Source organism: Novosphingobium sp. SG720 (assembly GCF_012275365.1).
Classification (GTDB): Bacteria; Pseudomonadota; Alphaproteobacteria; order Sphingomonadales; family Sphingomonadaceae; genus Novosphingobium; species Novosphingobium rhizosphaerae.
In genome coordinates, this window is sequence record NZ_JAAZQN010000004.1 from 329,537 (window position 1) to 353,036 (window position 23,500).

The 23,500-nt window shown below is 66.7% G+C and carries 25 protein-coding genes, 1 tRNA gene and 1 riboswitch; of the genes, 13 read left to right on the forward strand and 13 right to left on the reverse strand.

Annotation, left to right across the window (positions count from 1 at the left end; genetic code table 11):
* Positions 1-91 precede the first annotated feature (91 nt).
* From FHW94_RS16260 to FHW94_RS16285, 6 genes are all read left to right on the forward strand, one after another.
* Positions 92-835, forward strand: coding sequence for a Bax inhibitor-1/YccA family protein (locus FHW94_RS16260; protein ID WP_168556868.1), 744 nt, complete (start codon positions 92-94; stop codon positions 833-835).
* A 230-nt stretch (positions 836-1,065) separates the two neighbouring features.
* A complete protein-coding gene (locus FHW94_RS16265; protein WP_168556869.1) occupies positions 1,066-1,821 on the forward strand; it encodes a hypothetical protein in 756 nt (251 codons plus the stop codon).
* 104 nt (positions 1,822-1,925) lie between these two features.
* Positions 1,926-2,001: transfer RNA gene (locus FHW94_RS16270), tRNA-Ala, on the forward strand.
* A gap of 181 nt (positions 2,002-2,182) precedes the next feature.
* Positions 2,183-3,238: a GTPase ObgE gene (gene obgE / locus FHW94_RS16275; RefSeq protein ID WP_168556870.1), complete on the forward strand. Its 1,056-nt coding sequence runs from the start codon at positions 2,183-2,185 to the stop codon at positions 3,236-3,238.
* Between the two features lie 125 nt (positions 3,239-3,363).
* Positions 3,364-4,497 (forward strand): glutamate 5-kinase, encoded by a 1,134-nt coding sequence (proB, locus tag FHW94_RS16280; protein ID WP_168556871.1) that lies wholly within the window; start codon positions 3,364-3,366, stop codon positions 4,495-4,497.
* A gap of 10 nt (positions 4,498-4,507) precedes the next feature.
* The gene (locus FHW94_RS16285; protein ID WP_168556872.1) at positions 4,508-5,443 is read left to right on the forward strand and encodes an NAD(P)-dependent oxidoreductase; all 936 of its coding nucleotides are present in this window, start codon (positions 4,508-4,510) and stop codon (positions 5,441-5,443) included.
* 242 nt (positions 5,444-5,685) lie between these two features.
* On the opposite strand, the gene FHW94_RS16290 is transcribed toward FHW94_RS16285, so the two are convergent.
* The 8 genes from FHW94_RS16290 to cobA all read right to left on the reverse strand — a co-directional run bounded on the left by FHW94_RS16290 (position 5,686) and on the right by cobA (position 11,790).
* Positions 5,686-6,012, reverse strand: coding sequence for a hypothetical protein (locus FHW94_RS16290; protein ID WP_168556873.1), 327 nt, complete (start codon positions 6,010-6,012; stop codon positions 5,686-5,688).
* A 3-nt stretch (positions 6,013-6,015) separates the two neighbouring features.
* Positions 6,016-6,222: a DUF2945 domain-containing protein gene (locus tag FHW94_RS16295; protein WP_168556874.1), complete on the reverse strand. Its 207-nt coding sequence runs from the start codon at positions 6,220-6,222 to the stop codon at positions 6,016-6,018.
* 88 nt (positions 6,223-6,310) lie between these two features.
* Positions 6,311-7,705, reverse strand: a complete 1,395-nt coding sequence (locus tag FHW94_RS16300; RefSeq protein WP_210425700.1) for an MFS transporter — start codon at positions 7,703-7,705, stop codon at positions 6,311-6,313.
* Positions 7,706-7,812: 107 nt separating this feature from the next.
* The gene (locus FHW94_RS16305; protein WP_168556875.1) at positions 7,813-8,622 is read right to left on the reverse strand and encodes a phosphoadenylyl-sulfate reductase; all 810 of its coding nucleotides are present in this window, start codon (positions 8,620-8,622) and stop codon (positions 7,813-7,815) included.
* Positions 8,623-8,626: 4 nt separating this feature from the next.
* On the reverse strand, positions 8,627-9,067 hold the full coding sequence (locus FHW94_RS16310; protein ID WP_168556876.1) for a DUF934 domain-containing protein: 441 nt from the start codon (positions 9,065-9,067) through the stop codon (positions 8,627-8,629).
* Positions 9,060-10,694, reverse strand: coding sequence for a nitrite/sulfite reductase (locus FHW94_RS16315; protein ID WP_168556877.1), 1,635 nt, complete (start codon positions 10,692-10,694; stop codon positions 9,060-9,062). Before FHW94_RS16315 ends, FHW94_RS16310 begins: the two co-directional genes overlap by 8 nt.
* A gap of 2 nt (positions 10,695-10,696) precedes the next feature.
* Positions 10,697-10,996 (reverse strand): DUF2849 domain-containing protein, encoded by a 300-nt coding sequence (locus FHW94_RS16320; RefSeq protein WP_168557013.1) that lies wholly within the window; start codon positions 10,994-10,996, stop codon positions 10,697-10,699.
* A gap of 26 nt (positions 10,997-11,022) precedes the next feature.
* Entirely contained in the window at positions 11,023-11,790 is a 768-nt protein-coding gene (gene cobA, locus FHW94_RS16325; RefSeq protein ID WP_168556878.1) for a uroporphyrinogen-III C-methyltransferase, read from the reverse strand.
* Positions 11,791-12,109: 319 nt separating this feature from the next.
* Between cobA and FHW94_RS16330 the strand changes: the two genes are divergently transcribed.
* The 3 genes from FHW94_RS16330 to FHW94_RS16340 all read left to right on the forward strand — a co-directional run bounded on the left by FHW94_RS16330 (position 12,110) and on the right by FHW94_RS16340 (position 14,928).
* Positions 12,110-12,979 (forward strand): GGDEF domain-containing protein, encoded by an 870-nt coding sequence (locus FHW94_RS16330; RefSeq protein WP_168556879.1) that lies wholly within the window; start codon positions 12,110-12,112, stop codon positions 12,977-12,979.
* Positions 12,980-13,098: 119 nt separating this feature from the next.
* Positions 13,099-13,341 (forward strand): hypothetical protein, encoded by a 243-nt coding sequence (locus FHW94_RS16335; RefSeq protein ID WP_168556880.1) that lies wholly within the window; start codon positions 13,099-13,101, stop codon positions 13,339-13,341.
* Positions 13,342-13,477: 136 nt separating this feature from the next.
* Positions 13,478-13,566: riboswitch (Fluoride riboswitch) on the forward strand.
* Between the two features lie 81 nt (positions 13,567-13,647).
* Positions 13,648-14,928, forward strand: coding sequence for a chloride channel protein (locus FHW94_RS16340; RefSeq protein ID WP_246866183.1), 1,281 nt, complete (start codon positions 13,648-13,650; stop codon positions 14,926-14,928).
* On the opposite strand, the gene FHW94_RS16345 is transcribed toward FHW94_RS16340, so the two are convergent.
* The 4 genes from FHW94_RS16345 to FHW94_RS16360 form a co-directional block, all read right to left on the reverse strand.
* Positions 14,896-15,843 carry a mechanosensitive ion channel domain-containing protein gene (locus FHW94_RS16345; protein WP_168556882.1) on the reverse strand — a complete coding sequence of 316 codons (948 nt, stop codon included), beginning with the start codon at positions 15,841-15,843 and terminating at the stop codon, positions 14,896-14,898. The genes FHW94_RS16340 and FHW94_RS16345 overlap by 33 nt on opposite strands.
* Positions 15,840-17,087 (reverse strand): cystathionine beta-lyase, encoded by a 1,248-nt coding sequence (gene metC / locus FHW94_RS16350; RefSeq protein WP_168556883.1) that lies wholly within the window; start codon positions 17,085-17,087, stop codon positions 15,840-15,842. Before metC ends, FHW94_RS16345 begins: the two co-directional genes overlap by 4 nt.
* Before the next feature lie 53 nt (positions 17,088-17,140).
* Positions 17,141-17,998 carry a 3-mercaptopyruvate sulfurtransferase gene (gene sseA / locus FHW94_RS16355; protein ID WP_168556884.1) on the reverse strand — a complete coding sequence of 286 codons (858 nt, stop codon included), beginning with the start codon at positions 17,996-17,998 and terminating at the stop codon, positions 17,141-17,143.
* Positions 17,999-18,118: 120 nt separating this feature from the next.
* Positions 18,119-19,399, reverse strand: coding sequence for a hypothetical protein (locus FHW94_RS16360; RefSeq protein WP_168556885.1), 1,281 nt, complete (start codon positions 19,397-19,399; stop codon positions 18,119-18,121).
* Between the two features lie 192 nt (positions 19,400-19,591).
* On the opposite strand from FHW94_RS16360, the gene queF reads away from it, so the two are divergent.
* Both queF and FHW94_RS16370 read left to right on the forward strand, forming a co-directional pair.
* Positions 19,592-20,056 carry a preQ(1) synthase gene (gene queF, locus FHW94_RS16365; RefSeq protein ID WP_168556886.1) on the forward strand — a complete coding sequence of 155 codons (465 nt, stop codon included), beginning with the start codon at positions 19,592-19,594 and terminating at the stop codon, positions 20,054-20,056.
* Positions 20,057-20,280: 224 nt separating this feature from the next.
* A complete protein-coding gene (locus tag FHW94_RS16370) occupies positions 20,281-20,463 on the forward strand; it encodes a Flp family type IVb pilin (protein WP_168556887.1) in 183 nt (60 codons plus the stop codon).
* Between the two features lie 197 nt (positions 20,464-20,660).
* On the opposite strand, the gene FHW94_RS16375 is transcribed toward FHW94_RS16370, so the two are convergent.
* A complete protein-coding gene (locus FHW94_RS16375; RefSeq protein WP_168556888.1) occupies positions 20,661-21,710 on the reverse strand; it encodes an aldo/keto reductase in 1,050 nt (349 codons plus the stop codon).
* 225 nt (positions 21,711-21,935) lie between these two features.
* Here FHW94_RS16375 and FHW94_RS16380 point away from each other — a divergent pair, with 225 nt between their 5' ends.
* Both FHW94_RS16380 and FHW94_RS16385 read left to right on the forward strand, forming a co-directional pair.
* Positions 21,936-22,913: a GAF domain-containing protein gene (locus FHW94_RS16380; RefSeq protein ID WP_168556889.1), complete on the forward strand. Its 978-nt coding sequence runs from the start codon at positions 21,936-21,938 to the stop codon at positions 22,911-22,913.
* Between the two features lie 142 nt (positions 22,914-23,055).
* On the forward strand, positions 23,056-23,499 hold the full coding sequence (locus FHW94_RS16385; protein WP_168556890.1) for a c-type cytochrome: 444 nt from the start codon (positions 23,056-23,058) through the stop codon (positions 23,497-23,499).
* The last annotated feature ends 1 nt before the right edge of the window (position 23,500 follow it).

Here is a 23,500-nt window from a genome sequence, read left to right on the forward strand (position 1 = left end):
TTGTCCTGCGCCGGTTTCGCTTGAAAGCGGCGCGGGGAAGGCCGATATTGCATCCATGGGCATTTTGCCCGCAATGGAGAAAGTGCAAGCCATGGCAAACTGGAACGACCCTCAGCCCACGAAGACGGGCTTCGGCGCGTCTCCGAGCCTATCGGGTGCATTCGGCCGCGGCGAAGTGTTCGACGCCGGCCTGCGTCGCTACATGCTTTCGATCTACAACTACATGGCCTCGGGCGTGTTGCTGTCGGGCGTGGTCGCACTGGTGTTCGCCACCAGCGGCATGGCCGCCGCCGTGTTCGGCACCCCGTTGCGCTGGGTGGTCGCGCTCGCGCCGCTCGCCTTCGTGATGGTCATGAGCTTTGGCATCAACCGCATTTCCACCGGCACGCTCAAGGCGCTGTTCTGGGCGTTCAGCGTGACGATGGGCCTGTCGCTCTCGTCGATCTTCTTCGTCTACACCGGCGCGTCGATCGCAGCCACGTTCTTTGCCACCGCCGGCGCCTTCGCGGGGCTCAGCCTGTTTGGCTACACCACGCGCAAGAGCCTGTCGGGCATGGGCACGTTCCTGATCATGGGGCTGTTCGGCCTGATCATCGCGTCGGTGATCAACCTGTTCCTGGCTTCACCGGGCCTGGCCTGGGGCATCAGCTTCCTGGGCGTGCTGATCTTCGCGGGTCTCACCGCCTATGATACGCAGCGCCTCAAGGAGCAGTATGCCTATGTCGCCGGCACCGCGATGATGGACAAGGTCGTGGTGATGGGTGCGCTGACGCTCTACCTCGATTTCATCAACATGTTCACCTCGCTTTTGCAACTGATGGGCGATCGTCGCTGATCGTGCCATTGCCTGCTGCGGCGGGCATAGGTTAGATTACGTGCCCGGCAACCTTTTCGGTTGTCGGGCATTTTCCTTTTCGGGAAAGCAGGTTACCTAATTCAGTCAGCTTTCAGAAAGGTTTGGCGCTTCACCACAAGCGCCGTTCACGTGATCCGGGGTCTGCCATGGTGGGAATGTTGCGCACCAGCGCCAAAAACAGTGTTGAAAATCAAAGGGGGGAAATGGCCATGTTGCACCGACGCCGGACACGGATTTGCGCCTACGCGCTGACCGCTGCGCTGGGTATGGCCCTGGCCGGCTGCGCTGCCAAGGCCCCGCCGCCGCCCCCTCCGCCGCCGCCCCCGCCGCCCAAGGTGGTGATCGTGCCGGCGCGGCCCACGCCGCCCAATGGTGCCAGTGCCAATCTCACCGTGCCGCCGCTGGCGGCCACGGGCCTGCGCGAATCGGTCAACCGCAACATCACCCCGGCGCAGATGGTGTGGAACCTGCGTTCGGCCTACAACGTCGCCGCGCTCAATTGCACAGGCGCACGCCATGCCGATCTGCTGCCGCTCTATCGCACGTTCCTGAAATCCCACGCCAAGATGTTGGACAAGGCCAACAAGACGGTGGATCAGGAATTCAAGGCCAAGTTCGGCGCACAGTTTATCGCCCCGCGCGAACAGTACATGACCGCCGTTTACAACCACTACGCCCTGCCGCCCACGATGAGCGACTTCTGCGACGCCACACTGGCCGTTGCGCGCGACGCGGCCACCATTCCCCCGGCGGAGCTGGAATCTTTCGCCGTGCGCAGCCTGCCCAATATCGAGATCGTGTTCGACGCGTTCTATCGCCGGTACGACCAGTACCGCACCGATCTGGCCATCTGGCGCACGCAATATGGCGATGCCCAGCCTGGGACGCGGCTGGTCATTCCGGTCGTGGCGAGCGAGGGCACCAACCAGGGCGCCACGCCCGCGCCGGCCACCGGGGCGCTCTAAAAAAGATCGAAATTTGCTCTTGGCGCCGCCATGCCTCTGCGCTAATGGCGGCGCTCCCGAAGCGAGGGACGCCTTGGCGATCCCGCTTTGGAAGATACTGGAACGGGGCCGTAGCTCAGCTGGGAGAGCGCGTCGTTCGCAATGACGAGGTCAGGGGTTCGATCCCCCTCGGCTCCACCAGTATAAAATTGAACGGATCGGTTCCATTTCCGGTCCCCATGCTCGCCAGCCTGCAGCCAGCCTGAATTCCGACGCGCCATCAGCCGACGGGCCGGGTGGGCAAAGCGGGCCTTGGCGCAATCGGCGTTTGCTGAAAAGGCGCGCCGGCGGCGCCATTTCAGGACTGCCGGATTTAAACGCCATGCATTTTCTCGACCAGGCCAAGATCTTCATCCGCTCAGGGCAGGGTGGCCCCGGTGCGGTCAGCTTCCGCCGCGAGAAATACGTCGAATACGGCGGCCCCGATGGCGGCGATGGCGGCAAGGGCGGCGACATCATTTTCGAGGCGGTGACCGGGCTCAATACCCTGATCGACTTCCGCTATACCCAGCATTTCAAGGCGCAGCGCGGCCATGGCGGCGCGGGCAAGAACCGCACCGGCGCGGGCGGCAACGATCTGGTGATCAAAGTGCCGGTGGGCACGCAAGTGCTGGATGACGATCGCGAAAACGTGCTGCTCGATCTCACCGAGCCGGGGCAGCGCGTGGTGCTGCTGCGCGGCGGCGATGGCGGACGCGGCAACCTTTCGTTCAAATCGTCCACCAACCGCGCCCCGCGCCAGTGCGGGCCGGGCTGGCCGGGCGATGAAATGTATGTGTGGCTGCGGCTCAAGCTTTTGGCCGATGCCGGGCTGGTGGGCCTGCCCAACGCGGGCAAATCCACCTTCATCAACCAGATCACCAACACCAAGGCCAAAGTGGGCGATTACGCGTTCACCACGACGCGTCCGCAACTGGGCGTAGTGCGCCACCGCGCGCGTGAATTCGTGCTGGCCGACATTCCCGGCCTGATTGCGGGCGCGGCCGAAGGGGCGGGGATCGGGGATCGTTTCCTGGGCCATATCGAGCGTTGCCGCGTGCTGATCCACCTGATCGACATTCACGGCACCGATCCGGCCGAGGCGTTGCAGATCGTGGAAGACGAACTCGAAGCCTATGGCGCCGGCCTGGAAGACAAGCCGCGTCTGGTGGCGCTCAACAAGATCGATCTGGTCGATGCCGAACTGGTGCGCGCGTTCTCGCGCGAGTTGATCGAGGCCGGCGCGACGCGGGTGTTCCCGATTTCCGGCGCGACCGGCAAGGGCATGGATGACTTGCTCGACGCCGTGCTCGACCATCTGCCTGCCGCCACCGCGACGGAGCGGCCCTCGGGCGAAGTGGAAGATGCGGCCGACGCCAAGCCCTGGTCGCCGTTCTGATGTTTGGGGTTGGGGGTGGTGTGGGGCCAGGTGCAACCTGAGCCACACCCCCCAAGCCCAACCGTGTCACAATTCCTTCAAGCGCCCTTCACCTGCCCGGCCATTTGGCCTAAGCCGCGCCGATCATGCGCATTCGCCAGCTTTCCCATCTCGCCGATCCCGCCCTTTGCCCCCGCCTTGTGATCAAGGTCGGCTCGGCTTTGCTGGTGGGGAAGGACGGGCAGCCACGCCGCGAATGGCTGGCGGCGCTGGTGGCTGAAATCGCCGCCGCGCGCGAGGCGGGGCAGCAGGTGATCGTGGTATCTTCGGGCGCGATTGCGCTGGGCGCGCGCAAGCTGGGCCTGGCCAAGGGCGGGCGGGGCAGCCTGGCCGATGCACAAGCCTCTGCCTCGGTTGGGCAGATTGCGCTGGCGGGGTTGTGGGCCGAACTGCTGGCCGGCCACGGCATCACCGCCGCGCAGATCTTGCTGACGCTGGAAGACCTGGAAGACCGCCGCCGCTATCTCAATGTCACGGCCACGCTGGGCCGGCTGCTGGCCGCTGGTGCGGTGCCGGTGATCAACGAAAACGATTCGGTGGCGACCCAGGAAATCCGCTTTGGCGACAATGACCGGCTGGCGGCGCGGGTGGGCCAGGCCGCTGCCGCGCAGGGCGTGCTGCTGCTGTCCGACATCGACGGGCTCTATGATCGCGATCCGCGCCTGCCCGATGCCGTGCGCATTCCCGTGGTGCAGGGGGTGACGCCCGAAATTCACGCCATGGCCACGGGTGGCTCCTCGTCCGGCCTGGGATCGGGCGGCATGACGTCGAAACTGCAGGCGGCCGAAATTGCCGAAATGGCCGGCATGGCCCTGGCGATCATCGACGGGCAGCCGGTTTCGCCGATTGCCGCTGCGTTTGGCACCACGCGTGGCACGCTGTTCCTGCCGCGCCGCCGCCACACCGCGCGCAAGGCCTGGCTGGGTGGGCGGCTGCGCATGCGCGGCACGGTGACGGTCGATGCGGGTGCCGCGGCGGCTTTGGCACGGGGATCGAGCCTGCTTGCTGCCGGGGTCACGGGCATTGCCGGCGATTTCGCACGTGGCGATGTGGTTGCCGTGCTGGGCCCCGATGGGCAGACCCTGGCGCGCGGGTTGGCGGAATACGATGCGGCCGAAGCGGCGCGCCTGCTGGGCCATCCGTCTTCCGCCCATGAAGCAATCCTGGGCTATGCCCCGCGCTCGGCGCTGATCCATCGGGACCAGATGGTGCTGTTGTGAGGGGCCGCACATGATGGCCCTGCGCCAAAGGCCCGGCGAATTGCTGGCGATCACCGGGGCCACCGGCTTTGTTGGCCAGGCGGTGCTGGAACAGGCAGCGCGCTGCGGGATCGACGTGCGCGCGCTGACCCGCCGCCCGCAGCCGGCGCGTGGTGGCGTGGAATGGGTGATGGGCGATCTGCACGATAGCGCGGCGCTCAAGCGGCTGGTGCGGGGCGCGGGTGTGGTGCTGCATATTGCCGGGGTGGTGAACGCGCCCGATGAAGCCGGCTTTCACGCCGGCAACGTGTCGGGCACGCTCAATGTGGTCAACGCGGCGCTCGCCGGCGGGGTGGAGCGGTTCATCCACGTCTCCTCGCTTTCGGCGCGCGAACCGCAGCTTTCGGTCTATGGTGCCAGCAAGCGCAAGGGCGAGATGATCGTGCGCGCGTCCAGCCTGGATTGGACCGTGGTGCGCCCGCCGGCGATCTATGGCCCGCGCGACACCGAGATGTTCGAACTGTTCAAGTTGGCGCGCAAGGGGCTGGTGCCCCTGCCGCCCGAAGGGCGCGCTTCGATCATTCACGTCAGTGATCTGGCGCGGCTGCTGCTGGCTCTCGTGCCGGGTGGCGAAGACGTAACGAGCCAGACATTCGAGCCCGACGATGGCGTGCCCGGCGGCTGGAGCCACACCGACTTGGCCCGGGCCATCGGCTTGGCGGTGGGCAAGCGGGTCAAGCCGCTGCCCCTGCCGCGCGGCGTGCTGGAATGGGCCGCCAAGGCCGATCGCTGGGCTCGCAAGGACAAGGCCAAGCTCACGCTCGATCGCGTGGGCTATATGTGCCACCCCGATTGGACTGTGAGCGACGGCGCGCGGCCACCCGCCAGCCTGTGGGAACCGCAAGTGGAAACCACGCTGGGCCTGCATGCAACGGGAGCGTGGTACAAGGAAGAGGGCTGGCTGTAAGGGGCAAGGCCGCGCCCGCCTGCGTCGTCCTTGCATTGCCGGCCCATCCGCGCGAGCCTGCGCGCAGGCCATGGCCGGAACGATCCTGATCTGGACGAACGCCGCGCCAATCAGCGCCAACGCAGCTGCGCGGCAGGGGGTGATCGCGGACTGGCGCTATCCCGCGGGCGCGCGATTGCGTTTTGCGGGCGGCGGCGCGTTTAACGTCCTGCTTCGGTTGCCCTGCAAGCCGCAGGCAGGCCTTAGGCTTCGTCCAGCGATTTCCGCTTTGCCTCTGCCCAGCGCTTGCCTTCATCGCCACCCCACAACAGCCAGGCGATGAAACCGGCGGAGGGATCGTCGTCGCTGTCCCACTGGTGGCTTTGACCGCTCTTGTCGACGGCATGGCGCGCGAAATAGCTTGCCATCGCCTTGACGTCTTTTTCGCTGACGGTGCGGCGTTCGGCCAGCTGGTGCGCGCGCTTGACGCCCACGTCCGTTCCGCCCCGGTTGAACTTTTCACGCAGCCTGAGACCGCGCTTGGCGTTGGCCGCCATCTTGTGCGTGGGCGTGAAGCTCTGGGTCGCCATGCCTCACTCCTTGCTCAAGGCCTGGGGTTTGTGCGCCGCGCGCGCGCCTTCGTCCGTTTCGACGATTACCTGCGGGTTATCCGGCGACGCGGCAACCTTGTGGCCCTTGATCCTGGTCTCGCTGGTGACCTTTTTCACGACCTTGCCGTGCGCGGTGCCGCCACTGCTGTTCCATTTTACCTTGGTGCCTTTGCGGAGCGTTTCGGCCATGGTCGTTTCCTCTTGCTATGCAATCGAAAACGAGACGTGACCCAGGCCGTTCCCAGGCGGCTGTGGGGCAACGCGGCAGTGCCCGCTATTAGCCTGCGGTCAGGGCCCGTCCCGCCTCGTGCGGCAGCCGTAGCGCGCTGATCAGGCCGCCCAGTGACAGGACCGCCATCGCGATGAACGCGAAGCGGTAATCCGCCCCGGCGCCCGCAAGGCCCAGCGTGCCGGCGAGGGCTTCACCCGCGTGCACGCTCATCGCTGCCGCAGTCACGCCAGCAGCGGCGCCCAGTTGCAGGATGGTGTTGAACAGGCCGTTGGCGTCACCCATCGCGGCGGAATCCACATCGGCGAACGCGAGGGTGGAGAGGGTGGAGAACTGGAGCGAGCGCCCCAGGCCGTTGATATAGAGCAGCACGGCCACCAGCGGCGCAGGGGAGTGGGGGCCGATCGCCGCAAGTGAAACCAGCGAGGCGGCGCACAGGACACCGTTGACGATCAGCACGGGGCGGTGGCCAAAGCGGCGCAGGATGCGTTCCACCATGGCTTTCATCGTGATGTCCCCGGCAAACAGCGCCACCACGAACAGGCCGGCGTGCACCGCGCCAAATCCGAAGCCGGCCTGCATCATCAGCGGCAGCAGGAACGGAACCGCGCCGATCGCCATGCGGGTGAGCGTGCCGCCGCTGACCGCCGCGCGGAACGATGGCGTCCTGAGCGCGGCCAGATCGAGCAGCGGATTGGCGCTGCGCCGCAAGTGGGCCATGGTGACAGCAAGCACGGCAAGGCCGGCGGCGACAAGGCCCAGGCCCAGCGCGTCGATCCGGCGGGCGCTGTGTTCGAAGCCGATCTGCAGGGCAAACACGCCCACGGCGGTGAGGGCAAAGCCCGTCCAGTCGAACCGGCGGCGTTCACCGCGCACATCGGGGATCAGCCACAGCGCCGCAGCCAGCGCCACGATGCCCAGCGGCACGTTGAAATAGAAGATCCAGCGCCAGCCAAGGTGTTCGGTGATGAAGCCGCCCACCGGCGGGCCGACCACGGGGGCAAACAGCGCGGGCCAGATGAGCGCAGACAGCGTTGCGATCAACTGGTCGCGCGGGGTGTGGCGCATCACCACCAGCCGCCCAACCGGGGTCATCATGGCGCCGCCAACGCCCTGGAACACGCGCAGGGCAACGAATTCCGGCACCGATTGCGCCTGGCCGCACAGTGCCGAAGCCAGGGTGAAGATGGCGATCGCGGTGACGAAGACGCGGCGCGAGCCGAAACGGTCTGCCAGCCAGCTGCTAGCCGGGATCAGCACGCCCAGCGCGAGCAGATAGGCCGAGATGCCGATATCGAGCGCCACCGCCGTGGTGCGGAAGGTCTGTGCCATCGACGGCAGGGCGGTGGTAAGGATGGTGCCGTCGAGAATTTCCATGAACAGCGCGCCGGTGACCAGCCACATGATCAGGCGGCGGCGCAGCGGGGTGATCTCTTCGGTCAAGGGCGGGGCTTTCCTGGCGGGGGGCTGCGCCGGCCTTGGCCAAAGCGAGGCGCGGGATCAAGCCCGGCGCAACGATGAAATTTATCGTTGCGGTTATTGCGGTTTGATCAAAACACCGGTTCGTAGCCGGGGGGGAGTTCGCCCCCACCTTTGCTCTCGTCGTCGTCCTTGGCGCCGGGCACGTGGATGCCGCATTCGGTCTTGTCCCAGCCTTTCCAACGGCCCGAGCGCGGGTCTTCGCCCGGCGCCACCTTGCTGGTGCAGGGGGCGCAGCCGATCGACGGATAGCCCTGGGCCACCAGCGGGTGATGGGGCAGGCCATGGACGGTGAAATAGGCTTCCAGCGCGTCCTTGGTCCAACTGGCGAGCGGATTGATCTTGAGGCGGCCGGCCGCATCGCTGCTGTCCAGCTCGAACCGGGGCAGGCCGGCGCGGGTCGACGACTGGAAGCCCTTACGCCCGGTGATCGTGGCATCCAGCCCGGTCAGGGCCTTGGCCAGCGGCACCACCTTGCGGATTTCGCAGCAGCCATCCGGGTCCCAAGACCAGCGCAGGCCGGCTTCGTCCTTTTTCGCGATCACCGCGGCATCGGGTTCGAGCACGACGAGATTGGTCAGCCCAAGCTGCGCCACCAGAGCATCGCGATAGGCCAGCGTCTCGGGGAAATGCTTGTGCGTATCGAGGAACAGCACGGGCGTGGCCGGATCGACCTGGGCCACCAGGTGTAGCAGCACCGCACTTTCCGCGCCGAAGCTGGAGACGACGGCCACCCGGCCGGCAAGCCCTTCACCCAGCACCGCCGCCAGCATTTCTTGCGTGCTGGCCTGCGCAAACCGCGCGTTGAGCGCGGCCACGTCATCCGCGGTAAAGCGCGGCGCGGTGTCGAGGATGTCGGGCGTGCGGGCGGGGCTGGCCATGGCTTCAGGCCCCTTGCTTGCCGTGGCGGGCGGCCCAGATCGGCGCGCGGCCATCGACGGTCTTCTGGTAGACTTCGCTCCAGGTGGCAAAGGCGGCTTCGGCCTGCTCTGCGCTGATCGGCTTTTCCGGCGCAAAGGAATCGAAGCCGCAGCGCCGCATGTGCGAAAGCTGATCGACCAGCACATCGCCCACGGCGCGCAATTCGCCGGTATAGCCGCGTTCGCGCAAGCTGCGGGCGGCCGAATAGCCACGCCCGTCGGCATAGTTGGGGAAGTTCACTTCGATCAGCGCGATGCGATCGAGGTAGGGCAGCAAGGCCAGGGCATCATCGCCCGGCTCGATCCGCACGGCCGTGGCATTGCCTTGCGCGGCAAAGGAATCGACGGTCACGGCCGGATCGCCCACCGGCTCGTCATCGCGATAGCGCAGGACGGACTCAACCATAGATCGCCTCCTTGAACGGGGCCATGCCGATGCGGCGATAGGTATCGAGGAAGCGTTCCCCGGCATCGCGGCGGGCGAGATAGACGTCGGTCACCTTTTCGATGGCATCGACCACGCCGTCTTCGGAGAAGCCCGGCCCGGTGATGGTGCCGAGTGAGGTATCGGCGCTTTCCGCCCCGCCAAGCAAAAGCTGGTAGTTTTCAACGCCCTTGCGATCCACGCCGAGGATGCCGATGTGGCCGGCGTGGTGGTGCCCACAGGCGTTGATGCAGCCCGAGATCTTGAGCTTCAGCTCACCCAGCTCACGCTGGCGGCCAACGTCGGCAAAGCGATCGGTGATCTTTTGCGCCAGGGGGATCGAGCGGGCATTGGCGAGCGCGCAGTAATCCAGGCCCGGGCAGGCGATGATGTCGGTGATCAAGTCAAGGTTGGGCGTGGCGAGGCCCGCTGCATCAAGCGCCTGCCAGACGCGATAGAGATCGGCCTTCTTCACGTGGGGCAGCACGATGTTCTGCGCGTGGCTGACGCGCAGTTCATCGAGGCTGTGGTCGCGCGCCAGATCGGCCATCAGGCGGATCTGGTCGGCGCTGGCGTCACCGGGAATGCCGCCGGTCGGCTTGAGGCTGATCGTGACGATGGCATAGCCCGGCTGCTTGTGGGCGTGGACGTTCTGATCCACCCACAGCGCGAAATCGGGATCGCTGAGGTCCAGATCGTCAAGCAGGCCGCTTTCCAGGCCAGGGTCGGCGAACATCGCCTTGATGCGTTCGAGTTCTTCTGGCGGCGGTTCGAGGCCCTGGGTGAGGATGTGGGCGAACTCTTCCTGCACCTGGCGGCTGTATTCGGCCACGCCGATTTCATGGACGAGGATCTTGATCCGCGCCTTGTACTTGTTGTCGCGCCGGCCGTGGCGGTTGTAGACGCGCAGGGCCGCTTCGAGAAAGCTGATCATCTGCAGCGGGGGCACGAATTCGGCAATGCACGGCGCGATCATCGGGGTGCGGCCCATGCCGCCGCCGGCAAAGAACTTGCAGCCGATTTCGCCCGCTTCGTTCTTCACGATCTGGATGCCGATGTCGTGCAGGCGCATGGCCGCGCGGTCGGTGTCACTGGCGATGATCGCCACCTTGAACTTGCGCGGCAGGTAATCGAATTCCGGGTGGAACGTGGACCACTGGCGCAGCAGTTCGGCATAGGGGCGCGGATCGGCCACTTCGTCGGCGGCAGCGCCGGCAAAGTGATCCGACGTGGTGTTGCGGATGCAATTGCCGCTGGTCTGGATCGCGTGGAGCTGGACCTTGGCGAGGTCGGCCAGGATATCGGGGGCATCGGCCAGCTTGATCCAGTTGTACTGGATGTTCTGGCGCGTGGTGAAGTGGCCATAGCCGCGGTCGTACTTGTCGGCGATATCGCCCAGCACGCGCATCTGCGCGGAATTGAGCGTGCCATAGGGCACCGCAACCCGCAGCATATAGGCGTGGAGCTGCAGGTAGAGCCCGTTCTTGAGGCGCAGCGGCTTGAACTGGTCTTCGGTCAGTTCGCCCGAAAGGCGGCGCGCGACCTGGCCACGGAATTCGGCCACGCGGGCATCGACCATCGCCTGGTCGTGTTGATCGTATTGATACATCGTCAGATTACCCAGGTGCCGGCCTGCGGATCGGCAGGCTTGAGCGAAAGATCGAGGCGAACGGTGGGGCCAAGGGCGCGGATGCGATCCTTGATGTGGGCCGGGCGCACGGTGCCGTCCGGGCCGGCAAAGGCGTCGATCACATGGGTGTCGGTCACCACCTGCTTGGCGTTTTCGCGCGCGATGATGGCATCGGCATCGTGATCTACCGCCACGGCGTTGTCGACATGGCGCGACCAGCCTTCACCGGTCCACCAGATCACGTCGCCGGTGCGCAGATCGCTGCCGGTGATCACTTTGATCTTGTCCGTCACCGGGATCTTGTCGCTCATCGCGCGGCCTCCACCACCTGCTGCAATTCCATGATATCTCCCCGCGCGGTCACTTCGCCAATGACGATCAGTGCCGGGCTCTTGATATGTTCGCGTGCCACCAGATCGGCCAGGCCCGCCAGCGCGCCCCTTACCACGCGCATCTGCGGGCGCGAGGCATTTTCGATCACGGCCACCGGCATGGTCGGCGCCAGGCCATCGGCCATCAGCTTTTCGGCAATGGCGGCGGCCGTGGCCACGCCCATGTAGATCACCAGGGTGCGGCCAACGCCTGCCAGGCCCGCCCAGTTCTGATCCGACAGGCCCTTGCATTGCCCCGCCACGAATGAGACGATCGACGCGTTCTCGCGGTGGGTGAGGGGGATCTGCGCCGATGCCGCCGCGCCCAGTGCCGCGCTGACGCCGGGCACCACCTGCACGGGCACCCCGGCGGCATGGCAGGCTTCCGCCTCTTCCCCGCCGCGCCCGAAGATAAAGGGATCGCCGCCTTTCAGGCGCACCACATCGTGGCCGGCCTGCGCCTCTGCCACCAGCAGCGCGTTAATCGCCTCTTGTGGCATGGTGTGGCGGGCGCGTTGCTTGGCTACCGAGATGAACCGGGCACCGCGCGGCACCATCGCCAGGATGGCCGGATCGACCAGGCCATCATGAACCACCAGCCTTGCCTTCATCAGCAGGCGCGCGGCGCGCAAGGTCAGCAGATCGGGATCGCCGGGGCCGGCGCCGACCAGGAACACGGTTCCGCAAGGTGTGGGATCAGTCATGGTGGCGCATGTGGCCCCACCCAAGCCATCCTGCCAGCGAGAATGGATTGGGCAGGGGCTAGGCGAACTTTAGGGCGGCCCCGGCACGGCCGCTCGCGCCCGCAGCACGGCTTGTCGAACAGGATCAATTTCGCGGCAATGGGTTAACGCACCGCCGCGCCGCCGCAGTGGCGGCTATGCGCGGTTGCAGCGGTGCTGGGCGCGCCGCTGGCCCGGCGCAACTTAACCAATTTCCCCAAAGATTTGTTGATCTACGCACACCGATCATGGGCGCCAGGGTTCAATAAATCTCGGGCGGGCCGATCACCGAGGACCAATCATGCGTTTCTACCTCGCAACGTCTTTCATATTTCCGCGCTCCTTGCGGCTGCGGCTGTTCACGGTGTGCTTTGTCACCACGCACGTGCCATTGGCCAGCTATTGCGCTTGGGGCCTTGCCACAGGCCGCATCGAACTGGCCGAATTCGTGCTGTTGACGCTGGCCACCGTGATCGGCGCGATCATGGCCTTGCTGGGGATCGGTGCGCTGCTCGATCCGATCCATGTCCTGGCGCAAAGTCTCAACACCGCCGAGAACCCCGCGCTGCCGCCGGCAATGGATGTGATCCAGTCGCTCTATGCCGGCGTGCACCGCGCCGCCGTGTCCACCGGGGCACAGATCCAGGCGCTGGTGGTGGCGGCGCAGGAAGATGCGCTGACCGGCATTCTCAACCGGCGGGGTTTCCTGGATGAGATCGTCACGCTGATCAACGACGGGGTGCGCGGCTGCGTGGTGCTGCTCGACGTCGATTACTTCAAGTCGGTCAACGACACGCTGGGCCATGACGAGGGCGACCGCATCCTGGGCGCGCTGGCGGCCTTGCTGTCGCGCCAGACACGCCGGGTGGACCTGGTCGCGCGCTGGGGCGGCGAGGAATTCGTGGTCTTCCTGCCCGGTTGCGTGGAGGAAGAGGCCAGCCGGATCATGGGCCGCATTGCCCAGGTCATGCGCCAGGCCCCGATCGGGCAGGTTGGCGGCCGGGCCATCACCTTTTCCGCCGGGATCAGCGCCTGTACCGATGGCGACGTGGCGGCCGCCGTCCTGCGCGCCGACGAAGCGCTCTATTGCGCCAAGGATCGTGGGCGCGACCAGGTGGTGTGCCATGCCACCCAGCGGGACGAGCAACTGGCCACGTTGCCACGACCCTGAGTTCGCCCAATCCGGTATCATCCGCGACGAAACGAAGCGACGGAAAGCAGGCGTTGCGGCGTTCAACCCCATACCAGGCACAGGAAACACGCCTGGATCAATGGCAAGACGAGGTTGATATGAACAAGATCCTGCTGACAGCGGCCGTTGCGGTCGCTTCCCTCGCGGCAACGGCCCCGGCGCTGGCGCGCGATGGTTGTGGCGCGGGCTGGTATCGCGCCTGGGACGGCCGCTGCTATGCCATGGGGCGCACGGTCGTAGTCGAACGGCCGGTCTATGGCTACGGCTATGGCTATTATCGTGGCTGGCATGGCTATGGGCCGCGCTATCACGAATGGCATCGCGGCTGGCGCTATCGCTGATCGCCATGGCGGGCAGGGGCGGGGGCCGCCCCTGTCACGGCCTGGCTGCGCCGTAGCCTGGCCGGATCGTTGACAGCGCGCCTTGCAGCCTCGCATTCTGCACCATCTTGACCGAACGGCGGGCCTTGGGCATAGCGCGGGCCAAGGCGATGGATTTCCGCCGGGCCTTTGGCCGAACCGCCCGCCACGCCGCAAGGCGCCAGGGCTGATGATTCCTACCTGAAACCAGTGGCCCCATGATGGTTCATGCCGGCCCGTGCAACAGGAGGAATCGTGCGCGCATTTTTCACCCGTTCTCCCGTCTTGATGACCCGCCTTCGCTTCGTGCTGGCGCTGCTTGCCATGGCCCTGGCTGTGGGCACGGCCTGCGCTGGCTTTCTGTGGGCGCTGGACGCGGCCACGCGGACACGCTTCGCCGCGTCCTGGCTGCTCTATGGCCTGCCGCTGTGCGGGGTGGGCGTGGCCTGGCTCTATCGCCGGTTCGGGGCGCGGGCCGAAGGCGGCAATAACCTGATCCTGGACGAAATTCACGAGCCGGGCGGCGGCGTGCCCCTGGCCATGGCGCCACTGGTGGTGATCGGCACGGTGGCGACGCACCTGTTCGGTGGATCGGCCGGGCGCGAAGGGACGGCGGTGCAACTGGGCGGCAGCCTGGCGCACGGGCTGGTCGATCGGCTGGCGCTGACGGGCAAGGCGCGGCGCCTGCTGTTGATGGGCGGCGTGGCCGCCGGCTTTGGTGCGGTGTTCGGCACCCCGCTGGCCGGTGCGGTGTTCGCGATCGAGGTGCTGGCGCTCGGCGGGTTGGACCTGGCCGCGCTGGTGCCGTGCCTGGCGGCGGCGCTGGCCGGCGATTTCGCCTGCCGCCTGTGGGGCGTGCATCACACACCCTATCCACACGTCGATTTGCCGCTGACCGAGCCGCTGGCCAATCTGGCCGGCTTTGCCACGCTCTTGGCCAAGGCCGCACTGGTGGGCGTGGCCAGCGGGGCCGTGGCGCGCCTGTTTGCCGAGGCGAACCATGGTTTTGCTGACCTGTACAAGCGCTTTGTGGCCAATCCGCTGTGGCGCCCGGCAATCGGCGGGGCTCTGGTGATTGGCCTGACGTTTGCGTTCGGCACGCAGGACTATCTTGGCCTTGGCGTGCTCTCGGCCCATCCGGGTGCACCGACCCTGCCGGGTTTCTTCTTGGCGCCGCCCGATCGCTGGAGCTGGCTGATCAAGCTGGTCTTTACCGTGGCGACCTTGAGCGCCGGGTTCAAGGGCGGCGAAGTGACGCCGCTGTTCTTCATCGGTGCAGGGCTTGGTTCCGCCTTGGCGCCCGTGCTTGGGCTGCCGGTGCCGTTGATGGCCGCGATGGGCATGATCGCGCTGTTCGGTGCAGCGGCGAATACCCCGGTCGCCTGCGCGGTGATGGGGCTGGAACTGTTCGGCATCGATGCGGCGCCGGCGCTGATCGTGGCTTGCGTCAGCGCCTATCTCGCCTCGGGCCACGGCGGCATCTATCTTTCGCAGCGGATCGCCCGGCCCAAGTGGCCACGCCGCAGCGGCGGAGCATCACTGCGGGCCGTGCGCCGCGTCTGGCTGTGACGGCGGCGCCGGTTCAAGCAATGCCCGCAGCGCGGCGGTATCGCGCAGGCGCACGTCCGATTGCGGAAAGGGCACTTCCACGCCGTGCTGCTGGAACAGCCGCCACAGCGCGCGCAACACCTGGCTGCGCACGTTGGCCGTGCCTTCTTCGGGATCTTCGATCGTCACATAGATCGCCATCTCGATCCCGTTGACGCCGAGCGCCGTGACCACCACCGACGGCCCCGGTTCGGCCAGCACGCGCGGCGCGGCGCGGGCGGCCTCCAGCATCAGCTTTTCGGCCAGGTCGATATCGGTGCCATAGGCCACGCTGATCGGGATGGTCAGCACGATCTGGGTGTTGGAGTACGACCAGTTTTCGACCTGGGTCGTCATCAGGATTTCGTTGGGAATCAGGTATTCACGGTGATCGCGCGTGGCCACCGAAACCGCCCGGATGCCGATCTTGCGCACCTGGCCCACGGTGTTGCCCTTGCCATCGTTGATGGCGATCACGTCACCGGGCTTGATCGAACGGTCCATCAACAGGATCAGCCCGGCAATCAGGTTGCCGAAGGTCTTTTGCAGGCCAAAGCCGATGGCGAGGCCAAAGGCGCCGGAAAAGACCGTCAGCGCTGTAAAATTGATGCCGAGCAGGTCGATGCCCATGAAGAACGCCAGCGCCCAGACCAGGAGCGAGACGATCTTTTCCCCCAGCACCTGCTGGGTGGAATCGAGACTGGTGGCGCGGGCAAAGAAATAGCGCGCCAGCTTGCTGCCCAGGCGGGCGAGCATGAACATGGCCACGACCACCAGCACCATCTTGGCGGCGTTGAACACCGAGATGTGGTAATGGCCGATATCAAAGCCCAGATCGTCGAGCGACTGGAGGAAATCGTTTACCTGGTGGTGCGCCTTGCGGCTCATCCAGCTCATTGTGCGGCAGCCCAGGCGGCCAGGGCCTGTTCCAGATCGGCGATCAGGTCGCCCGCGTCTTCCAGACCGATGGCCAGGCGCACGCCAAAGCGATCGGCGCTGTCCATGTCGGGACGCGGCCAGGGGCTGGCCGTGCGGATCGCGGCGGGATCGACCGGGGTGGCCAGGCTTTCGAACCCGCCAAAGCTGTAGCCGATGCCGAACAAGGTGAGCGCATCGATCAGGGCATCGCGCGCCTTGGCTGTGCCGCCCTTGAGCACGAAGCTGAACAGGCCGCACCCGCCGGTGAAATCGCGCCGCCAATATTCATGGCCGGGCGATCCTGGCAGCATCGGGCACAGCACGCGCGCCACTTCGGGCCGCGTGGCCAGCCATTGCGCCACGCTGAGCGCGGCCGCCGTTGCCGCTTCCAGCCGCAGGCCCATGGTGCGCAGGCCGCGCAGCATCATCGCCGCGTCGTCGGGCGAAACCACCAGGCCCAGGTTCTGGCTGCGCAGCCGCAGCTTGCCATACCAGGGGGCCGCGGCGGTGGCGCTGCCCATGACCACGTCGGAATGGCCGCTGACGTGCTTGGTCAGCGATGCAATGCTGATATCGGCGCCATGGGTCAGCGGGGCAAAGCCGAGAGGCGAAGCCCAGGTGTTGTCCACCAGGACGGTGAGCCCCTGCGCCTTGGCCGCGCCGATCAGGGCGGGCATGTCGGGCACTTCCATCGTCAGGCTGCCCGGCGCTTCCAGCAGCACGGCTGCAGCGCCGGGGCACAGCGCGGCGAACGCTGTGGTGTCCATCGGATCGAACCAGATCGTCTTCACCCCGAAATCGGCCAGCAGCCCACGCGCCATGGCGCGGCTGGGTTCATAGGCATTGTCGGTGAGCAGCAGGGTGTCGCCGGGGCGCAGCACGGTGAGCAGCGCGCCGGCAATCGCGCTGACGCCGGAGGGATAAAGCACGGTGCCGCCACCTTGCGCGCCCGGTTCCAGTTCGGTCAGCGCTTCGGCAAGCGCCCATTGCGTGGGCGCGCCGCGCCGGCCGTAATAGAAATGCCCATCGGCATTGCCGGGATGGCTGCGCAGCGCGGCCATGTCCGGGTAAAGGTGCGTGCTCGCGCGCCAGACCGGAGGATTGACCACCGCAGCGGGATGGCTGGCCGTGCCGGTCCATTCCGGACGGCGGCCGGCGGCAACGATTCGGGTGGCGGTTTGAAGCGGCCTGTCTTGCGGCGGCGTGTCGGAAGGGGCAGTCATGCCCGCGTGCAAAGCACAGTTGCGCTCGATCCGAAAGCCCGCATACCGTTGCGTCAGTCTACCAGGCAGGTGGCCGGGCCGGTTTCCTTCGGGGTGGCGGGATCGGCGCCCCATTCGCTCCAGCTGCCATCGTAAAGTGCAACGTCGCTCTTGCCGAGCAGGTGCAGGGCAAAGATCACGACATTGGCCGTCATTCCCGAACCGCAGCTGGCGATGACCGGCCGGCCGAGATCGACCCCGGCATCGGCAAAGGCGGCGCGCAGGCCTTCGGGCTTTTTCCAGGTGCCATCGGGGGCAAACAGGCTGGCATAAGGCACGTTGCGCGCGCCGGGGATGTGGCCGCTGGCCAGCGCAGGGTTGGTTTCCTTGACCTCGCCGGTAAAGCGCCCGGCGCCGCGCGCATCGACCAGTTGTTCGGCATGGCTGGCCAGGTTGGCCATGACCTGGTCCTTGGAACGCAGCGCACGCAAGTCGCTCCAGGCGGTGAAATGGCGGTGGCGCAGGGTTTCGCGCCCTTGGGCACAGGGCCGCCCTTCGGCCTTCCACTTGGCGATCCCGCCATCGAGCAAGGCCACGTTCTGCGCGCCGAACAGCGTGAGCAGGAACCACGCGCGGGTTGACGACTTGATCGGGCTGTCATCGTAAAGCACGATCCGGCTGCCGTCGCCCAGGCCCAGGCTTTGCATCCGGCTGGCGAATTTTTCCGCCGGTGGCAGCGTGTTGGGCAGGCCGGTGGCGCTGTCTACCAGGTTGCCCAGATCCATGAAGACCGTGCCGGGAATATGGCACGCTTCATATTCCAGCGCGGGATCGCGCCGGTGTTCGGGCAAAAAGCAACTGGCATCAACGATGCGCAGATCGCTCGCACCCATCTCGTTGGCGAGCCATTGGGTGGAGACCAGCGGTTCCATGAATTTCTCCTGCCTGCGTGCGACCCGTCTGGCGCGGGTTCATTTTGGGGACCGAACTTAAAGCCCAAGCGCGGTGGCGTCGATTGCAAAAATGGCCAATCGACGTGTGCCGTTTCGGCATTACAACGCCGGCAGCGGCATCGCGCGCTGGTCGAGCGCGTCGAACACGCGTGGACCCTGGTCCAGGCGGAAAGGTTGCAGCCGCGCCGCCTGATCGCCTGGGGCGGCGGGTTGGCCAACCAGGAACGCACCGTGGGCGTGCTGCGCGCCGCCATCGTCGGCCTTGGTCGCCCAGACGCTGGCGCGCACGATCGGCACGAACAATTGCGCCGCGCCGGCGCGAATCGTCAGGATGGACGATAGCGGCAGGCGCATTTCCGCAGCGACGGTGACGCTTTCGCCCGGCGCCAGTTGCTCCACCAGGCGCAGTGGCGGCAATTCAGGCCCGGCCAGGCCCAGCTGTTCGTCCATCGGGCGTGAGGCATGGGCCGAGGTCATGTCTCCCGACAGCGCAAGGTCGATCAGCGGCGCGGCGCCATGGTTGGTCAGCACCAGGCGGCAGGACAGCGTGGCGTTGACCAGCGTGGCACTGAGCCGATCGGCCAAGAGGGCCAGTTCAAGACCTGGTGCGGCCTGATCGGCCTGCGGCGGTACGGGCTGTGGCGGCGCGGGTTGCGGCGGCAGGGGCTGCGACGGCAGGGGCAGGGGGGGCGGCGCCGCGGGCGGCGAAGCGGCGGGCGTGGGCTTTGGCGCCGGCACCGGGGCGGGCGTGGGCTGCGCTTGCACCGGGGTGGCGCGGCGGCGGCGCAGCGCCAGCGCGGCGATGATCACGGCAAGCGCGCCAAGGCCGGCGGCCCAGGGCCACCATGCCGTGGCGGCGCCATCGCTGGCGGTGGCGGGGGCAAGCGGGGCAGGCGTTGCGCTGGTTTCGGGCGCCGGGGTGTCGGTGGCCGCTTCCAGCGCGGCGCTGGGTGATGGCTCGGGCACAGGCGATAGGCTTGGCGTTGGCGTCGTTTCCGGCGCGGGCGTTGCCGATGCAGCGGGTGTGGTCACGGCTGCGGGCGCGGGCGCGGGCGGCTTGGGCTGCGCCGCCGGGCGGCGCGTGGGCGCGGTGCGGTTTGGCGTGCCTTGGGGCAGCACCACAGCCGGGGTGCCCGCCTGGGGCAGCGGCACGAGCGTGGACGCGGCAGGTGCTGACGGCTTGATCGCCGGGGCTGGCGTCGGCGAATTGAGCGTGGGCAGCGACGGCGTAGGCACTGCCGAGACGATGGGCTGCGTGGGTGCCGCCTGCGGGGTGGCCTGCGAAGCGGTCTGCGCCGATGCCATGGCCGGCATGGCCAGCAGAGTACCAGTGACCAGCAGGGTGCGGGTCGATGCAAGAAGGATGGAAATGCCGCGCATGGCCTGGCCTGAACTGCCTCGTCTCAAGATGTGTCGCCTCTATGGCATGATCGGGCCGTTGCCGCGCCCTCTCTGGCCGGATACGGCCGGAGGGCGTTGAATAGTGCCTGAATGGGCAGGCGCAAGCCGCCGGCTTGCCTGGCACGCGGGTTTCGGTGCATGGCGCGGCCCAAGAGAAAGGACTCCCCCGTCATGTCAGACCCCCATCACCCGGCTCCGCTGCACCTGGGGCAGAACAGCGCCTTGCCCGCTTCGCCCGAAGAAGCGGTGCTGGACTATGTGCCCAACCCGCGCGTGGGCTCGCTCTATCTGGTGCGCTTTGCCGCGCCGGAATTCACCTCGCTGTGCCCCGTGACCGGCCAGCCCGATTTTGCCCACCTGGTGATCGACTATGCACCGGGCGAGACCATCGTCGAATCCAAGTCGCTCAAGCTGTTCCTGGGCTCGTTCCGCAACCACAACGGCTTTCACGAAGACGTGACCGTGGGCATTGGCCAGCGGCTGTTCGATGAAATGAAGCCGCAATGGCTGCGAATCGGGGGCTATTGGTATCCGCGCGGGGGCATTCCCATCGACGTGTTCTGGCAATCGGCTACGCCGCCCGCCGGCCTGTGGCTGCCCGACCAGGGCGTGCCCGGCTATCGGGGCCGCGGTTGAGCAAATTTCCTGATTTCGTATCGATTTGGATGAAGGGGGCAGTTTGCCCCCTTTGTCTTGGGGGCTGGCGCCCGCCGGATTGGTTGCAAAAGATTAACCACGAGTTGCGCCGGGGACAGGGTGTTGCAACGCAGCATCCCTGTGAAATTCCTTAGGGCATTTACCATTGGTTAGGGGGATTTTGCCAAAAGAGCGGCGGGGTTACTCAAACAGGAGACTTGGACATGACCTTCTTCCGCAAGCTCATCAAGGACACCGAAGGCGCCACCGCCATCGAATACGGCCTGATCGCTGCTCTCATCGCCGTTGCCGCCATCACCGCCATGGGCGCGCTGGGCAACTCGCTCTCGGGCACCTTCAACCTCGTGTCGAACGACATGAACAACGCGCAGGACGGCCACCTCTAAGGCCTGATCCTGGCTTGATGGCCCAGGCCGCGCCGATGCGCTGGCCTGGGCTGTCCCAGGGCCTGCGACGATCCGTGCGGATCGGGGCGTGGGCCATCCACGGTAGAGGGAAAGGGAGCCAGCAATGGCTCCCTTTCTTTTTGTGCGGGTTGGTGCCGCAACCTGGAATTCCGGTTCCGCCGGAATTCCAGCAGCGATCACGGGCAGGGATCGGGCAGCACGGCGTGGACCGCCTCGATCGCGGCCAGCGCTTCGGGCGGCAGCGTCACGTCGGCGCTGGCAATGGCCAGCGATAACTGTTCCGGCGTGGTGGCGCCGATGATGTTGGCCGCCACGAACGGGCGGCTGTTGACATAAGCCAGCGCCAGGGTGGCCGGATCCAGGCCAAAGGCGTGCGCGATAGCGACATAGCGGGCGATCGCATCGTTGGCGTTGGGCGTGTTGTAGCGGGTGAACTGGTTGGCCACGTCGCGGCGCGAACCCTTGGGGATGACCCCACCCAGATACTTGCCGGTCAGGTTGCCGGCGCCCAGCGGCGAATAGGCCAGCAGCGGCACGCTTTCGCGCAAGGCCACTTCGGCCAGGCCGTTTTCAAACAGGCGATTGACCAGGTTGTAGGCATTCTGGATCGAGGCGATGCGCGGCAGGCCCTTGTCGCGGGAAAGGCGCAGGTATTCGCCCACGCCCCAGGGCGTTTCGTTGGATACGCCCACGTGGCGCACCTTGCCGGCCTTGACCAGTTCGCCCAGCGTATCGAGCGTTTCCTCAAGCGGGGTCAAGTCTTCGCGGTCTTGCACATGGGCAAGGCCGCGCGCGCCGAACATCGGCACGTGGCGTTCGGGCCAATGCACCTGGTAAAGGTCGACATAGTCGGTGCGCAGGCGGGCCAGGCTGCCGTCGATGGCGGCAAGGATGTTGCGCCGGTCCAGCTTGTTGTCGCCGCCGCGGAACTTGCGCACCATGTCGCGCGCGGGGCCGGCCACCTTGGTGGCCAGGATCACCTTGTCGCGCTTGCCCGGCTGGGCCAGCCAGGTGCCGATATATTCCTCGGTGCGGCCGATGGTGTCGTTGTGAAACGGCGTGACGGGATAGGCTTCGGCGGTGTCGATGAAATTGACGCCGTGATCGACGGCGTAGTCAAGTTGGGCGTGGGCTTCGCTTTCCGTGTTCTGCGAGCCGTAGGTCATCGTGCCCAGGCAGATCAGGCTGACATCAAGACCGGTCGTGCCAAGTTTGCGGGTTTGCAAGACAATGCTCCATCGTTGGGTGCCGCGCCTTCTTTGCCGGGGAATTGCGGAAAAGCACATGAGGATTTCTCATCGGCCGAAAGGCCAATGGGCAAGGGTTGAAATGCCTTGCAAATGGAAGTGATGGAGCCAGATAAACCCGCCGCAAAGGGGGCCGTGCCGCACAAGCGCCGGCGCAGGCCCGCATCGCAATCATGCAGCCCAGCCGATGGAGAGGCAGTGCCGATGGCCGTTTTGCATCCCGTGTCCGATCCCGATCATGCCGCCCGCGTGCTCAGCGCGGTGCATTCCTCGCGCGCGGCGGTTTCGGCGGTGGCGGCCTCGTGGTGCCGCTCGGCCCTGCACCACGGGCTGGACCCGGCCGCGCCAGATGCTGCGGCAGAGCGGCTGAGTGGGACCGAACTCAACGCCTTGCGCGCCGCCAACGGCGAATTGCTGGCCGTGGCCGCGCCCGTGCTCGATCGGCTGTTCGGCAGCGTGGGACTGGCCGGGGCCTGCGTGATGATCGCCGATACCGGCGGCGTGGTGCTGGATTGGCGCGCCGGCGATGCCGATGCCGCCCCGTTCGAGGATATGGGCCTGGCGCCGGGCGCTTCCTGGGCAGAGGCGGCGCAAGGCACCAATGGCATCGGCACTTGCCTGGTCGAAGGACGCGCGGTGACCATCCACCGTGACGAGCACTTTGCCAGCCGCAACGTGGGCGTAAGTTGCATGGATGCGCCGATTTTCGACGCCGAGGGGCGCCTGGTCGCCGCGCTCGACATATCTTCCGCGCGTGGGGACCATGATCGCGCCATGGCCGCCTTGATCGCCGCGCTGGTGCAGGACGCGGCCCGGCATATCGAGCGCGACTTGTTCTGCCGCCGCTATGCCGATGCGCGCATCGTGCTGGCCGGCACCGATCCGGCCGCGCGCGGCCATGCCCTGCTGGCGGTGGACCGTGACGACCTGGTAATCGGCGCCACGCGCGCCGCGCGCCAGCATTTCCGCCTGGGTTCGGGCACGGCGATCAGCCCGCGCCCCTTGGGAGAGTTCCTGGGCGATGGCCAGCCAGCCTGCTTCGGTGATGGCGAACGCGCCGTGCTGCGCCAGGCCCTGGCCCGCGCGGGCGGCAACGTCAGCAGCGCGGCGCGCCTGCTCGGCATCGGCCGCGCCACGTTCTACCGCCGGATGGAGCGGGTGGGGCTGTCGCTGCGGCATTGATTCGCGCCGGCGCGGCCGCCATTTGCGCGGCCGTGAGCAAATTTTTTGCCGGTGTGATGGGCGCAATGCAAAATGTGCAACTGGGCGCGGCGGGACAAAATGCCATATCGCGCGTGGGCATGCGGCGGCATAGGCCCGGCGCATGATCCGCCTGCGCCTCATGATCGCCGCCCTTGCCGGGCTTTCGCTGTCTGCCTGCGGCGGAGACAAGACCCACGATGCGCGGCTGGCCAAGGCCGGTCCCAACCCCTCGCTCGCCGCGCTGATGCGCGTGGCCGATCCGCAAATCGGGGATCGCAAGGCCGCCTCGTGTAAGGCCTGCCACACCTTCGATGCCGGCGGCCCGGACATGGCCGGGCCGAACCTGCACGGCGCCTATGGCCAGCCCATGGGCCGCAACCGCCCCGCCTTCGGCTATTCCGCCGCGCTGCGCGATGCCAGCGGCAAATGGGACGATGCGACGCTCGATGCCTGGTTGAAAAATCCCCAGGCGGTAGTGCCGCGCACGGCGATGATGTTTGGGGGGATTTCCGACCCGCTCAACCGGGCGGATGTGATTGCTTATCTGCGGTCTCAGGGGCGCTAGC

Bases quoted from the DNA above. Each gene is read 5' to 3' on its own strand.
- FHW94_RS16295 (WP_168556874.1), bottom strand. From the start codon at position 6,222: ATGGCCGAAACGCTCCGCAAAGGCACCAAGGTAAAATGGAACAGCAGT.
- FHW94_RS16265 (WP_168556869.1), top strand. From the start codon at position 1,066: ATGTTGCACCGACGCCGGACACGGATTTGCGCCTACGCGCTGACCGCT.
- FHW94_RS16340 (WP_246866183.1), top strand. From the start codon at position 13,648: ATGACCCGCCTTCGCTTCGTGCTGGCGCTGCTTGCCATGGCCCTGGCT.
- metC (WP_168556883.1), bottom strand. From the start codon at position 17,087: ATGACTGCCCCTTCCGACACGCCGCCGCAAGACAGGCCGCTTCAAACC.
- FHW94_RS16345 (WP_168556882.1), bottom strand. From the start codon at position 15,843: ATGAGCTGGATGAGCCGCAAGGCGCACCACCAGGTAAACGATTTCCTC.
- sseA (WP_168556884.1), bottom strand. From the start codon at position 17,998: ATGGAACCGCTGGTCTCCACCCAATGGCTCGCCAACGAGATGGGTGCG.
- proB (WP_168556871.1), top strand. From the start codon at position 3,364: ATGCGCATTCGCCAGCTTTCCCATCTCGCCGATCCCGCCCTTTGCCCC.
- FHW94_RS16315 (WP_168556877.1), bottom strand. From the start codon at position 10,694: ATGTATCAATACGATCAACACGACCAGGCGATGGTCGATGCCCGCGTG.
- FHW94_RS16335 (WP_168556880.1), top strand. From the start codon at position 13,099: ATGAACAAGATCCTGCTGACAGCGGCCGTTGCGGTCGCTTCCCTCGCG.
- FHW94_RS16260 (WP_168556868.1), top strand. From the start codon at position 92: ATGGCAAACTGGAACGACCCTCAGCCCACGAAGACGGGCTTCGGCGCG.
- FHW94_RS16360 (WP_168556885.1), bottom strand. From the start codon at position 19,399: ATGCGCGGCATTTCCATCCTTCTTGCATCGACCCGCACCCTGCTGGTC.
- obgE (WP_168556870.1), top strand. From the start codon at position 2,183: ATGCATTTTCTCGACCAGGCCAAGATCTTCATCCGCTCAGGGCAGGGT.
- FHW94_RS16285 (WP_168556872.1), top strand. From the start codon at position 4,508: ATGATGGCCCTGCGCCAAAGGCCCGGCGAATTGCTGGCGATCACCGGG.
- FHW94_RS16290 (WP_168556873.1), bottom strand. From the start codon at position 6,012: ATGGCGACCCAGAGCTTCACGCCCACGCACAAGATGGCGGCCAACGCC.
- FHW94_RS16370 (WP_168556887.1), top strand. From the start codon at position 20,281: ATGACCTTCTTCCGCAAGCTCATCAAGGACACCGAAGGCGCCACCGCC.
- FHW94_RS16385 (WP_168556890.1), top strand. From the start codon at position 23,056: ATGATCCGCCTGCGCCTCATGATCGCCGCCCTTGCCGGGCTTTCGCTG.
- FHW94_RS16305 (WP_168556875.1), bottom strand. From the start codon at position 8,622: ATGGCCAGCCCCGCCCGCACGCCCGACATCCTCGACACCGCGCCGCGC.
- FHW94_RS16330 (WP_168556879.1), top strand. From the start codon at position 12,110: ATGCGTTTCTACCTCGCAACGTCTTTCATATTTCCGCGCTCCTTGCGG.
- queF (WP_168556886.1), top strand. From the start codon at position 19,592: ATGTCAGACCCCCATCACCCGGCTCCGCTGCACCTGGGGCAGAACAGC.
- FHW94_RS16310 (WP_168556876.1), bottom strand. From the start codon at position 9,067: ATGGTTGAGTCCGTCCTGCGCTATCGCGATGACGAGCCGGTGGGCGAT.
- FHW94_RS16380 (WP_168556889.1), top strand. From the start codon at position 21,936: ATGGCCGTTTTGCATCCCGTGTCCGATCCCGATCATGCCGCCCGCGTG.
- cobA (WP_168556878.1), bottom strand. From the start codon at position 11,790: ATGACTGATCCCACACCTTGCGGAACCGTGTTCCTGGTCGGCGCCGGC.